General features: G+C 51.2%; 10 protein-coding genes. 7 read left to right on the top strand and 3 right to left on the bottom strand.

Annotated elements, in window-relative coordinates; genetic code table 11:
- Window positions 1-72 precede the first annotated feature (72 nt).
- Window positions 73-873: a nucleoside triphosphate pyrophosphohydrolase gene (gene mazG / locus ACLJTG_RS08025; protein WP_000210454.1), complete on the bottom strand. Its 801-nt coding sequence runs from the start codon at window positions 871-873 to the stop codon at window positions 73-75.
- 606 nt (window positions 874-1479) lie between these two features.
- Between mazG and ACLJTG_RS08020 the strand changes: the two genes are divergently transcribed.
- The 7 genes from ACLJTG_RS08020 to ACLJTG_RS07990 all read left to right on the top strand — a co-directional run bounded on the left by ACLJTG_RS08020 (window position 1480) and on the right by ACLJTG_RS07990 (window position 8262).
- Window positions 1480-2067 (top strand): fimbrial protein, encoded by a 588-nt coding sequence (locus ACLJTG_RS08020; RefSeq protein WP_000842512.1) that lies wholly within the window; start codon window positions 1480-1482, stop codon window positions 2065-2067.
- 82 nt (window positions 2068-2149) lie between these two features.
- Complete coding sequence (locus ACLJTG_RS08015; protein ID WP_369557168.1) at window positions 2150-4846, top strand: fimbrial biogenesis outer membrane usher protein; 2697 nt, start codon at window positions 2150-2152, stop codon at window positions 4844-4846.
- 12 nt (window positions 4847-4858) lie between these two features.
- Complete coding sequence (locus ACLJTG_RS08010; protein WP_001044459.1) at window positions 4859-5632, top strand: fimbria/pilus periplasmic chaperone; 774 nt, start codon at window positions 4859-4861, stop codon at window positions 5630-5632.
- Window positions 5633-5651: 19 nt separating this feature from the next.
- On the top strand, window positions 5652-6158 hold the full coding sequence (locus tag ACLJTG_RS08005) for a fimbrial protein (protein ID WP_000178270.1): 507 nt from the start codon (window positions 5652-5654) through the stop codon (window positions 6156-6158).
- A 14-nt stretch (window positions 6159-6172) separates the two neighbouring features.
- On the top strand, window positions 6173-6643 hold the full coding sequence (locus ACLJTG_RS08000; RefSeq protein ID WP_000832396.1) for a fimbrial protein: 471 nt from the start codon (window positions 6173-6175) through the stop codon (window positions 6641-6643).
- Window positions 6640-7176 carry a fimbrial protein gene (locus ACLJTG_RS07995; protein WP_021000726.1) on the top strand — a complete coding sequence of 179 codons (537 nt, stop codon included), beginning with the start codon at window positions 6640-6642 and terminating at the stop codon, window positions 7174-7176. The genes ACLJTG_RS08000 and ACLJTG_RS07995 overlap by 4 nt, the downstream gene beginning before the upstream one ends.
- A gap of 54 nt (window positions 7177-7230) precedes the next feature.
- Window positions 7231-8262, top strand: a complete 1032-nt coding sequence (locus tag ACLJTG_RS07990) for a hypothetical protein (protein ID WP_001072350.1) — start codon at window positions 7231-7233, stop codon at window positions 8260-8262.
- A gap of 349 nt (window positions 8263-8611) precedes the next feature.
- Here the strand turns inward: ACLJTG_RS07990 and relA are convergent, their stop codons facing one another.
- Window positions 8612-10846 carry a GTP diphosphokinase gene (relA, locus tag ACLJTG_RS07985; protein WP_000226841.1) on the bottom strand — a complete coding sequence of 745 codons (2235 nt, stop codon included), beginning with the start codon at window positions 10844-10846 and terminating at the stop codon, window positions 8612-8614.
- A 51-nt stretch (window positions 10847-10897) separates the two neighbouring features.
- Window positions 10898-12193 (bottom strand): 23S rRNA (uracil(1939)-C(5))-methyltransferase RlmD, encoded by a 1296-nt coding sequence (gene rlmD, locus ACLJTG_RS07980; protein ID WP_021000727.1) that lies wholly within the window; start codon window positions 12191-12193, stop codon window positions 10898-10900.
- Window positions 12194-12230: the final 37 nt, after the last annotated feature.

The following is a 12230-nucleotide window of genomic DNA, read 5'->3' as shown; positions in this document are numbered from 1 at the left end:
AATGTTTTTGACGTAAATCAAGCGCTTGTTATTTAAAAAATCACACAAATCGCTCTTGACCGCCTAAAACCTTTAGAGATCAATTTCCTGGCGTTTTACTTCCTGCCAAACTTCTTCCATTGTTTCCAGGTCCACCCCGGTCATTTCCAGGCCTCTGGCTGCGACAATACGTTCAACTTCGCGAAAACGACGTTCAAATTTATCGTTCGCTTTTTGCAAAGCGAGCTCCGCTTTCGTACCTAAATGACGCGCCATGTTGACCGTGGCAAAGAGCAAATCGCCCATTTCCTCTTCCAGTTTAGCCTGATCAACAACCGCCTGCCGCGCCTCGAACATCACCTCATCGATCTCTTCATAGACCTTATCGACGACCGGTCCCAGCGTCGTCCAGTCAAAGCCCACGTTTGAGCAACGTTTCTGGATTTTTTGCGCGCGCATTAAGGCCGGTAAGCTGCGCGGAATATCGTCCAGCGCGGAATGCTGCGCTTTTTGCGCGCGCTCTTCCGTTTTGATTTGCTCCCAGCGAGCTAAGACTTCTTCGCTATTATCAGCGGAAAGCTCGCCAAAAACATGCGGATGGCGGCGCTCCAGCTTGTCGCTGATGGCAGCGCAGATATCATTAAAATCGAAGCGGCCTTCTTCCTGCGCCATCTGCGCGTAAAACACCACCTGGAACAACAGGTCGCCCAGTTCGCCGCGCAAATCGTCAAAATCCTCACGCGCAATCGCATCCAGTACTTCATAGGTTTCTTCCAGCGTATAAGGCGCGATGCTGGCGAAGGTCTGCTCTTTATCCCACGGGCAGCCGTTTTCCGGGTCACGCAGGCGCTGCATGAGGGTGAGAAGACGGTCAATTTGATGGTTAGTTGTCATGGTTTTTAATCGGTTGTAAATACCAGCGACAATTGTAACGTATTATTCTTAACCATTCACGCACAGAGACACTACGACAACGCCTATATAATAAAATATATTGTTAACAGGTGTTGAATGCTACCTTTCCCGTATAACTTTAAAATTATTAATCGATACACAACAATATAATAATCATATAACTAATTTATTAAAAAAACAGATATTTGCACCAGACGTTATAAATAACATCAATTAAGTAAAAAAATCATGCAAACACTATAAGCACCCCACCCAAAGAGCCTTCCCTTTCAAAAAAAAATAAATTATTTCACTTTTACGGAAAAACGAGTAGCATGCACGCCAGTTTAATATTCAAAAAAGACCGCTTTTTTGTTTTTTCTGGAACATACATGAAATAAATATATTGAAAGTATTACATATAATATTCTATGAGCAGGTGCGATCATTCAGCTCATAAGAATATACTCATAAAAATGTAGAAATATAATATTTTTATTATGACCTATTTTTTACTCAAAGCCCGCAGCATGGCTCTATGCCGCATATCCCTTGGTATACGCGTACAAAATGCTGCCATAAAACACGTTAATTAAGGATAACACGATGAAGTCATCTCATTTTTGTAAACTGGCAGTAACTGCATCTTTAGTTATGGGAATTGTCTCCGGCGCTCAAGCCGCGGGTAGCAACACAGCAAAGGTCACTTTCCTTGGTAATATTGTTGACTCCCCCTGCTCCGTCACATTGGATACGGAAGATCAAACAGTCAATATGGGTTCAAGTATCGGTAATGGCACGCTGAGTAATGGTAAAACGACCATCAACAATGCCCGTACCTTTCATATCGATCTTGAGGGTTGTACCTGGGCTACCGAGAAAAATATGAATGTGGTATTCACTACAGGTAGTGGAACCACAGCGGCTACAGGCGCCACGGATAATCTCGCGCTGATGAAGACTGACGGCACTGGCGCTATTAGCAACGTAAGCCTGGCAATCGGCGATGCTGGCAAAAACAATATCAAACTGGGCGATACCTATACACAGGCCATTGCGGACCTGGACGGAGATACCATTCTTGATGAGAAGCAAAGCCTGAATTTCACCGCCTGGCTGGTTGGCGCAGCAACCGGCACCGTAGGCACAGGTGAATTCAGCAGCGCCGCCAACGTCACTATCTCTTACCTGTAATTCAGTTAACAGAGTCACGACGATAATACCCTGCCGCTTTAGGTAGGGTATTCCTGTTGAGTTTTATTGCGGAATATATTTGATGAATAACACATGGAAAAGTGTTCTTTGCCCAATAGCGTGCGGAGTGGGAATGCTTCTAAGCCTCTCCCCTTATAGCGCGTCAGGCAAAGACATCGAATTTAATACCGATTTCCTCGATGTAAAAAATCGCGATAACGTTAACATTGCACAGTTTTCTCGTAAGGGTTTTATTCTGCCAGGCGTCTACCTTTTACAAATTAAAATTAACGGACAGACTCTGCCGCAGGAATTTCCTGTTAACTGGGTTATTCCAGAACATGATCCACAAGGAAGTGAGGTTTGCGCAGAACCAGAATTAGTTACGCAATTGGGTATAAAGCCGGAACTCGCGGAAAAACTCGTCTGGATAACGCACGGTGAACGACAATGTCTGGCGCCAGATTCACTGAAAGGCATGGATTTTCAGGCTGACCTGGGACACTCCACGCTGCTGGTGAATTTACCCCAGGCGTATATGGAATACAGCGATGTCGACTGGGACCCGCCCGCCCGCTGGGATAATGGTATTCCCGGCATCATTCTGGATTACAACATTAATAATCAGCTCCGCCACGATCAAGAAAGCGGCAGCGAAGAGCAAAGCATCAGCGGCAACGGGACGTTAGGCGCGAACCTGGGCGCATGGCGACTGCGGGCCGACTGGCAGGCCAGCTACGACCATCGTGACGATGACGAGAACACTTCCACCCTCCACGATCAGAGCTGGAGCCGCTACTACGCCTATCGCGCACTACCAACGCTCGGGGCCAAACTTACGCTGGGCGAAAGCTATCTCCAGTCCGATGTTTTCGACAGCTTTAACTATATCGGTGCCAGCGTCGTTTCTGACGATCAGATGCTGCCGCCGAAACTGCGCGGCTATGCGCCGGAGATCGTAGGCATTGCGCGCTCTAATGCCAAAGTCAAAGTCTCCTGGCAGGGACGCGTACTGTATGAAACGCAGGTGCCCGCAGGACCGTTCCGTATTCAGGATCTCAACCAGTCCGTTTCCGGTACGTTGCACGTCACCGTGGAAGAGCAGAACGGTCAGACCCAGGAGTTTGACGTTAACACCGCATCGGTTCCCTTCCTGACGCGCCCCGGCATGGTGCGCTACAAGATGGCGCTGGGCCGCCCGCAGGACTGGGATCATCACCCCATTACCGGCACATTCGCCTCGGCGGAAGCTTCGTGGGGGGTCACCAACGGCTGGTCGCTCTATGGCGGCGCAATTGGAGAAAGCAACTATCAGGCCGTGGCGCTGGGAAGCGGTAAGGATCTTGGCGTGGTGGGCGCGGTGGCGGTGGACATTACGCACTCCATCGCCCACATGCCGCAAGACGACGGGTTTGACGGCGAAACGCTGCAGGGTAACTCATATCGCATCAGCTACTCCCGTGACTTTGATGAAATCGACAGCCGACTGACCTTTGCCGGATACCGCTTCTCAGAAAAGAACTTCATGAGCATGAGCGACTATCTGGATGCGAAAACCTATCATCATCTCAATGCCGGTCACGAAAAAGAACGCTATACGGTCACCTATAACCAGAACTTCCGTGAACAGGGCATGAGCGCCTATTTCAGCTATTCACGCAGTACCTTCTGGGACAGCCCGGATCAGAGTAACTATAACCTGTCTCTTTCCTGGTACTTCGACTTAGGGTCGATAAAAAATCTCAGTGCGTCGCTGAACGGCTATCGCAGCGAATATAACGGTGATAAAGATGATGGCGTCTATATCTCGCTGTCTGTTCCCTGGGGCAATGATTCCATCAGCTACAACGGTACGTTTAACGGTAGTCAACACCGTAATCAGCTCGGCTATTCCGGCCACAGCCAGAACGGCGATAACTGGCAGCTTCACGTCGGGCAGGATGAACAAGGCGCGCAGGCAGACGGTTATTACAGCCATCAGGGCGCGCTGACGGACATCGATCTGAGCGCGGATTATGAAGAAGGATCGTACCGTTCGCTGGGTATGTCGCTGCGCGGCGGCATGATGCTGACCACCCAGGGCGGCGCGCTACACCGGGGAAGTTTAGCGGGCAGCACACGTTTGCTGGTTGATACCGACGGCATTGCGGACGTCCCCGTTAGCGGTAACGGCTCGCCAACCTCAACCAACATTTTCGGCAAGGCCGTGATTGCGGATGTCGGAAGCTATTCGCGCAGCCTGGCGCGTATCGATCTGAACAAATTGCCGGAGAAGGCGGAAGCTACTAAGTCGGTTGTGCAGATCACGCTCACCGAAGGCGCCATCGGCTACCGTCACTTTGACGTGGTCAGCGGCGAGAAAATGATGGCGGTTTTCCGGCTGGCAGACGGCGACTTCCCACCGTTCGGCGCCGAAGTGAAAAACGAACGCCAGCAGCAGTTGGGCCTGGTGGCCGATGATGGCAACGCCTGGCTGGCGGGCGTAAAAGCCGGGGAAACATTGAAAGTCTTCTGGGATGGCGCGGCGCAGTGTGAAGCATCACTCCCGCCCACGTTTACACCAGAGCTATTGGCCAACGCGCTATTGCTGCCGTGCAAAATGCTGGAAGGTCAGCCCACCACCGCACCGCAGAAAAGTTCTCCGCTGCCTGCGCAACCGCTAATCCAGGAACATACGCAAACCGATGGCCAACCGGCCGCGCCGGTGGCGACAACCACTCAAACCCCGCCCATACCGCTGGCTGACAACCATGCGGTGAATCGCAAGGATATGGAATAAAGGGAACCTGTAATGAACAAGACCAACCATTTTAAGCGCCAGGCGCTTATCGCTTCGGTATTACTGGCTGCGCCGCTGGTATCGCACAGCGCGATTGTGCCGGATCGTACCCGCGTTATTTTTAACGGCAATGAAAATTCAATCACCGTCACGCTGAAAAACGGCAACGCCACTCTGCCCTACCTCGCACAGGCGTGGCTGGAAGACGATAAGTTCGCCAAAGATACCCGCTATTTTACCGCCCTGCCGCCGCTGCAGCGTATTGAGCCAAAATCCGACGGGCAGGTTAAAGTCCAGCCGTTACCAGCCGCGGCTAGCCTACCGCAGGACCGGGAAAGTCTGTTTTATTTCAACGTGCGGGAAATTCCGCCGAAAAGCGATAAGCCTAATACGCTCCAGCTGGCGCTGCAAACGCGTATTAAGTTTTTCTACCGCCCGGTAGCCGTCGCCCGGCAGGTGGATAAGACGCACCCGTGGCAGACGAAGCTCACGCTGACCTACCAGGGCGATGGTGTGATCTTCGACAACCCCACACCGTTTTACCTCGTCATCAGCAATGCCGGTAGCAAAGAGAACGAAACCGCCTCCGGCTTTAAAAACCTGCTGATTGCCCCGCGTGAAAAAGTGACCTCTCCCATCAAAGGTGCCTCGCTCGGCAGCTCGCCGGTGGTGGGCTACGTCGATGATTACGGCGGCCATCGCCTGCTGGTTTTTACCTGCTCAGGGAATACCTGCAAGGTCAATGAGGAAAAAACCCGTGACGCTGAGAAGAAAGCGAATAAGTAATCCTGTGCGAAAGAGATCTATGACGATGTTGACTCGCTGGAAAATGCTGGTGCTGCTGTGCGGTGGATTCGTTACCGGCACCGAGGCTGCCGGCACAAAAACCGTGCAACTGGAGCTGCATCTGGTCGTCACTCAACCACCGCCCTGTACGGTAGGCGGCGCTTCCGTAGAGTTTGGCGATGTCCTGACCACCAAAGTTGGCGATGCTTCTCAAACGAAACCTGTGGGCTACAGCCTGAACTGCGATGGCAGAGCGAGTGACTATCTGAAGCTACAAATTCAGGGGACCACCACCACCATCAGCGGGGAGCAGGTTCTGCAAACTTCGGTACAGGGGTTAGGCATCCGTATTCAGCAGGCGGGCAATAAGCAACTGGTTCCGGTTGGCATAACGGATTGGCTGAACTTCACCCTGAGCGGCAGCAATGGGCCGGAGCTGGAAGCCGTACCGGTTAAAGAGCCCACCACGCAGTTAGCGGGTGGCGATTTTAACGCCAGTGCGACGTTAGTCGTGGATTACCAGTGATGGAGAGATTCATAGTGAAAAGGGTGCTTATCCTGACGCTTTTAATCACCCAGTTTGCCTGCGCCGACAATTTGACCTTTCACGGCAAACTGATAAACCCGCCCGCCTGTACTATCAATAATGGTGAAACGCTGGAGGTCAGTTTTGGTAGCGTGATTATTGATAATATTGACGGCGTCAATTACCTGACCGAGATCCCGTGGACCCTTACCTGCGACAGCAGCTTTCGCGATGACGCATTAACTTTTACGTTGAGCTATCTGGGCACGGCGACGCCTTACTCCGCAAATGCCTTAACCACCAATGTCCCTGAGCTGGGCATTGAACTTCAGCAGAACGGCACGGTGTTTCCTCCCGGCACGTCGCTAACCATCGATGAATCATCGCTTCCCACACTAAAAGCCGTGCCGGTAAAACAGCCCGGTAAAGAGCCTGCCGAAGGCGATTTTGAGGCTTTTGCCACGTTACAGGTGGATTACCAATGAACCGTATTTTTCAAACTGCCGGGCATTTGATCGGAGGCGTAATGTTATGGGCGGTTTGCAATACGCTACCTGCCGCCACGCCTAATGTGCACTACAGCGGTAAGCTGGTTGCCGGCGCCTGTAACCTGGTAGTGGATAATGACACGATGGCGACGGTGGATTTTCATACTATTGGCAGTGACAATTTCGACGCCAGCGGGCAAACGACTCCTGTTCCATTCACACTTAGCCTCCAGGATTGCAAAACAGCGCTAGCCAACGGCGTGCTGGTGACCTTTCAGGGCATTGAAGACAGTACTCTGCCCGGACTGCTGGCGCTGGAGCCCTCGTCGGAAGCCAGTGGTTTTGCGATTGGCGTGGAAACGGCTGCACAGCAACCAGTGAGTATCAATGCAACAGAGGGTACAGCTTTTGTGCTGAAAGAAGGGATTACCACCATCAACTTGCAGGCCAGGCTGCAAAAATACGCTGGTGAAGATGTTATGCCGGGGGAATTTAAGGGTAGCGCAACAGTGAGTTTTGAATATCAGTAACTTCTCAAGTTATATACTCATTTCTAATATTTTATTTAAATAATGGAAATTTAAATGAATCAAAAAGTATTATTTTTTCTAAGTATAATTGCATACCCTGGGATAACTCAGGCCATTAACCAAAATGTAATGATTGAACCATTAGTAATACGTGACTCAACAAATTATTTAGTACTACCTCAGGCTCAACAGGCTGAATTCTCACAATGCAAAAGCTGGCCGCATGATAGCACTGTTATTCCAGCAAAATATGAGGCAACCCTGCTTAATGGAAGTCTCATATCTATGTTTATTGGTGGCATAACAGTTAATTTATATACAACAGCAGATGTCAAAGTTAATACAGATGCCCAGTGTACATTACTCAATGGTAATTTTCCTGGTTATTACGGCATAACATGCTTTGTTACTGGTTATGACACAGACAAAGCTGTACCTGTAAGGACAGATAATGGCATGTCAATTATCGAAAGTAAATTATATGCTACAGGAACAATGAGATATATAACAGAGATCCCGATGGATGGCAGTGGCTTTCAGGGTATGGCGATTGGTGGTGCAGTAGTAATTAATACAGGCGCAATAACACCACCCCCTAATACGGGTGTTATTTCTAACATAACAATGCCACCACTATATGATCCCGGGTTTATTTTTACGGTACCTGGATGCGGTCAATACAAATATCATTCTGGGACAGGTTCTGTTTTTACGAATAACAATTCAACTTATACGGTTGCATCGCCGATTGGTTTCATAACTGCGTCTTTGGATAAGAACTCCGTGTTAAATTATAATGAACTTCATTATAACGACAAGGCAGAAAATATAGAACTAGGGAAAATTTATTTGATGTATAAGGAGAAAAATGTCACGTGGGGTGAAGGATTCGATTATACATTGGAAAATAGCACGATCAATGTAGTTTGTGCTGATAGCAGGATTAAAACAAATGTAGATTATCAATGTAGGAATGGTGATATGGGGGCATGCAACAATGGCGAACTGGGAAGAATAATCGGCAACTGGGAACGAATAAACGTTGATACTAATTGCAGCGTGACAGTTATTTTGCCCTGGCAATAGTATTTTTCTTAATAGATCTGAGTTTACGATTGCATACTTTTATACTCATATACCCTAAATAATTCGAGTTGCAGGCAGGCGGCGACGCAGTGACAAATTCGTCTGATACGAATTTGAACAGCCGAAGGCTACCTGCGGTGGGGGACAAGGATGTCCCCCATCAATCCCCGAGGCTTACGCTGGTCAGTGACTGGGGGGAGCGAGGACAAATTGGCAAGGCCGATGTGAACGCCGCTTACGGCGGCCCTTTAGGGCGAGGCCCGGAGAGCCGGGCCATGCCAACACACAGGCAACGTAAAGTATAACGGGTAGATATATCAGACTACTTTGTAGATAATAACGTTTCACTTTACCCCCCGTGCAGTCGCCGTGCATCAATCACATCCGGCACCTGGTTCAGCTTACCGAGCACGCGGCCCAGCACCTGCAGGTTGTAGATCTCGATGGTCATATCAATGGTGGCGATCTGCTGTTTAATGTCGCTGCGGCTGGCGACGCCCAGCACGTTGACTTTTTCGTTAGCCAGAATAGTGGTGATATCGCGCAGCAAGCCGCTGCGATCGTTGGCCTGGACGCGCACCACCAGCGAATATCCCGCCGAGTAGCTTTCGCCCCATACCGCCTCTACGATCCGCTCCGGCGCATGGGAGCGCAGTTCCGCCAGCTGTTCGCAGTCGGCCCGGTGCACGGAAATCCCCCGCCCCTGAGTAATGAAGCCGACAATTTCATCCCCCGGAATCGGCTGGCAGCAGCGGGCAATGTGGTGCATCAAATTACCCACGCCTTCTACCACCACGCGCCCGTCGTCTTTACGACGATTTTGCGGCGCGTATGTTTTTTGCTGAAGCTGTTTCAGCGCCGCTGCATCCTGCTCCTCTGCACTCGGCTTATTGAACTGCGATTGCAGGAAATTCACCATCTGATTAAGACGGATATCGCCGCCGCCTATCGCCGCCAGCAACTCTTCCAGCTCATTAAAGTTGTAGCGCGGCAGCAGATGTTTCTCGGCCTCTTTCAGGCTAATCCCCAAATGCGCCAGCTCATCGTCGAGGATCTGCCGTCCAGCCAGGATATTTTTGTCACGGTCCTGTTTACGGAACCAGGCGTGAATTTTCGAGCGTCCGCGGCTGGTCGTCACATAGCCCAGGTTTGGATTCAGCCAGTCGCGGCTGGGATTCGGCTGCTTCTGCGTGATAATTTCAACCTGATCGCCCATCTGCAACTGATAGGTGAATGGCACAATACGGCCGCCGATTTTAGCGCCAATGCAGCGGTGCCCGACATCGCTGTGGATGTGGTAAGCAAAATCGAGCGGCGTAGATCCGGCAGGCAAGTCAACCACGTCGCCTTTTGGCGTAAAAACGTAGACCCGATCGTCAAACACCTGGCTGCGCACTTCATCCAGCATTTCGCCGGAGTCGGCCATCTCTTCCTGCCAGGCGATCAGCTTACGCAGCCACGCAATTCTGTCTTCATGACCGGAACGCACGCCGCCGGACGCGGCGCCTTCTTTATACTTCCAGTGTGCCGCCACGCCCAGTTCGGCGTCTTCATGCATCTGTTTGGTACGGATCTGGATCTCAACGGTTTTACCGCCCGGCCCCAGGACCACGGTGTGGATAGACTGGTAACCGTTCGGTTTGGGGTTAGCGACATAATCATCGAATTCATCCGGCAGGTGGCGATAATGCGTATGCACTATCCCCAACGCGGCGTAGCAGTCTTGCAGACGTTCAGCGACGATACGCACGGCGCGCACGTCAAAGAGTTCATCAAACGCCAGATGCTTTTTCTGCATTTTGCGCCAGATGCTATAAATATGTTTTGGTCGTCCGTAGACTTCCGCCTGCACGCCTTCGTTTTTCATTTCGGCGCGCAGATGTCCAACAAACTCTTCGATGTAATGTTCGCGATCGAGACGGCGCTCATGCAGCAGTTTGGCGATGCGTTTGTATTCCGCCGGATGCAGGTAGCGGAAACAGTAGTCTTCCAGTTCCCACTTCAGTTGCCCGATGCCCAGACGATTAGCGAGCGGCGCATAGATGTTGGTACATTCTTTCGCCGCCAGCACGCGCTCATCTTCCGGCGCCTCTTTCACTTCGCGCAAATGAGCGATTCGCTCGGCCAGTTTGATGACCACGCAGCGGAAATCATCCACCATCGCCAATAACATTCGACGGACGTTATCAACCTGCTCCGAAGAAACAGAGTCGTTATGAGTGGCGTTTAGCTGACGGATCGCCGCCATATCACGCACGCCATGAATCAGGGTAACGATAGATTTGCCGACGCTTTCGCGCAGTACATCTTCGCTGACTACGTTGGCGTCGGCCAGAGGGAACAGTAGCGCCGCCCGCAGCGTGTCGATATCCATACTCAGCGTGGAAAGAATTTCTACCATCTCCACGCCACGCCACAGCAACAGATCCGCATCCGGATGTCCTTGTGTCTGTTGCAGGCAATACGCCCAGGTTTCGGCTAAGCGCTCACACGACTGCTGGCTGGAAATTCCCAGGCTTGCGATCCACTTCTTCGGATCAAATTCACCAGCTTTATTAATATGTGCACTTCTTACCGCGACCATCGTCCTCTCCTTAAGGGACCAGGCCTACCGAAGTCGGTAAGCCGGTAATCATTACATGCGCTCGAACAGAACCATTGATTCCAGATGTCCTGTGTGCGGGAACATGTCGAGCATCGCTAAACGCGTAACCTCATATCCCGCATTGACCAGCGCTTCACTATCGCGCGCCAGCGTCGCCGGGTTACAGGATACATAAACAATGCGAATAGGTTTTAATTTTATAATATGTCGCATCACTCCTGTAGCCCCCGCACGCGCAGGATCGAGTAAGACTTTGTCAAAGCCGTTTTTCGCCCACGGCTGCTTCGTGACATCTTCCTCCAGGTTCTCATGGAAGAATGTCACATTATGTAAACCATTGCGGATGGCGTTTTCACGGCCTTTTTCTACCAGCGCCTGAACGCCCTCAACCCCTACCACGCTTGCCGCGCGCGTTGCCAGCGGCAGCGTAAAATTCCCCATTCCGCAGAACAGATCCAGGACACGATCCTCGGCGCGCACATCAAGCCACTCCAGCGCGCGGGCGACCATTTGCTGGTTTACCGCCTCATTAACCTGAATAAAGTCTCGCGGACTGAAGGCTAAACGTAAGCCGTGCGAATCATACCAGGGCGCTTCGCCAGATACCGTTTCCAGTATCTCGCTAAACGGCGCCAGAAACAGAGACAATCCCTCAGAATGCGAAAAGCGTTCCAGTTTTTCTTTATCCGCCGCACTTAATGGCGCGGTATGGCGCAGAATCATCAGCGTACCGCTTCCCGCCTGTACCAGCTCAACATGCCCAAGATGTCGGGTGCCGTGTAAACTCGCCAGACACGCCCTGATTCGGGGCAGCAATGCTGCAAGCTGGGGCGCCAAAACAGGGCACTGTTCGACATTGACGATATCGCTGGAACCCGCTTTGCGAAATCCCATTTGCAGCGGTTTATCCGGCGGGCAATTCAGACTTAACCGCGCACGACGCCGATAACCCCAGGGCGCGCCGGCGATGATGTCATTCACCTCATGTTTCATTAAACGCGCCAGCGCCGCGCTTTTGCTGCGTTGTTGCAGGTCGATGCCGACATGCTGTTGCTGACAACCGCCGCAGACGCCAAAATGCGGGCAGCGCGGCGTTTCTCGTTCCGGGCTATCATTCAAACGGCGCGAAACGCGTGCGCGGGCAAATTGCTTTTTATCTTCTGTAATAATGACTTCTGCGCTTTCCTCAGGCAATAAACCGGGGATAAACAGCGCCTTTCCGTTATGACGGGCTACGCCCTGACCAAATGAATCGAGGTCATTGACTTTAACGGTTATGATCTGACGCGTCGTCACGCGCCGTTTTGCAGAGTAGAATTGCGCCATTGACCAGCTTTTTCTCAATTTAACAGTGTGACCCTAA

Origin of the sequence: Salmonella sp. SAL00672 (assembly GCF_046552175.1) — a bacterium.
GTDB lineage: Bacteria > Pseudomonadota > Gammaproteobacteria > Enterobacterales > Enterobacteriaceae > Salmonella > Salmonella enterica.
Note: the sequence above shows the minus strand (reverse complement) of the source record. Positions and strands in the feature narration are given on the sequence as shown.

Excerpts from the sequence above, each read along its gene's own strand:
- ACLJTG_RS08005 (WP_000178270.1), top strand. The coding sequence starts at position 5,652 with ATGACGATGTTGACTCGCTGGAAAATGCTGGTGCTGCTGTGCGGTGGA.
- ACLJTG_RS07995 (WP_021000726.1), top strand. The coding sequence starts at position 6,640 with ATGAACCGTATTTTTCAAACTGCCGGGCATTTGATCGGAGGCGTAATG.
- ACLJTG_RS07990 (WP_001072350.1), top strand. The coding sequence starts at position 7,231 with ATGAATCAAAAAGTATTATTTTTTCTAAGTATAATTGCATACCCTGGG.
- rlmD (WP_021000727.1), bottom strand. The coding sequence starts at position 12,193 with ATGGCGCAATTCTACTCTGCAAAACGGCGCGTGACGACGCGTCAGATC.
- relA (WP_000226841.1), bottom strand. The coding sequence starts at position 10,846 with ATGGTCGCGGTAAGAAGTGCACATATTAATAAAGCTGGTGAATTTGAT.
- ACLJTG_RS08015 (WP_369557168.1), top strand. The coding sequence starts at position 2,150 with ATGAATAACACATGGAAAAGTGTTCTTTGCCCAATAGCGTGCGGAGTG.
- mazG (WP_000210454.1), bottom strand. The coding sequence starts at position 873 with ATGACAACTAACCATCAAATTGACCGTCTTCTCACCCTCATGCAGCGC.
- ACLJTG_RS08020 (WP_000842512.1), top strand. The coding sequence starts at position 1,480 with ATGAAGTCATCTCATTTTTGTAAACTGGCAGTAACTGCATCTTTAGTT.
- ACLJTG_RS08010 (WP_001044459.1), top strand. The coding sequence starts at position 4,859 with ATGAACAAGACCAACCATTTTAAGCGCCAGGCGCTTATCGCTTCGGTA.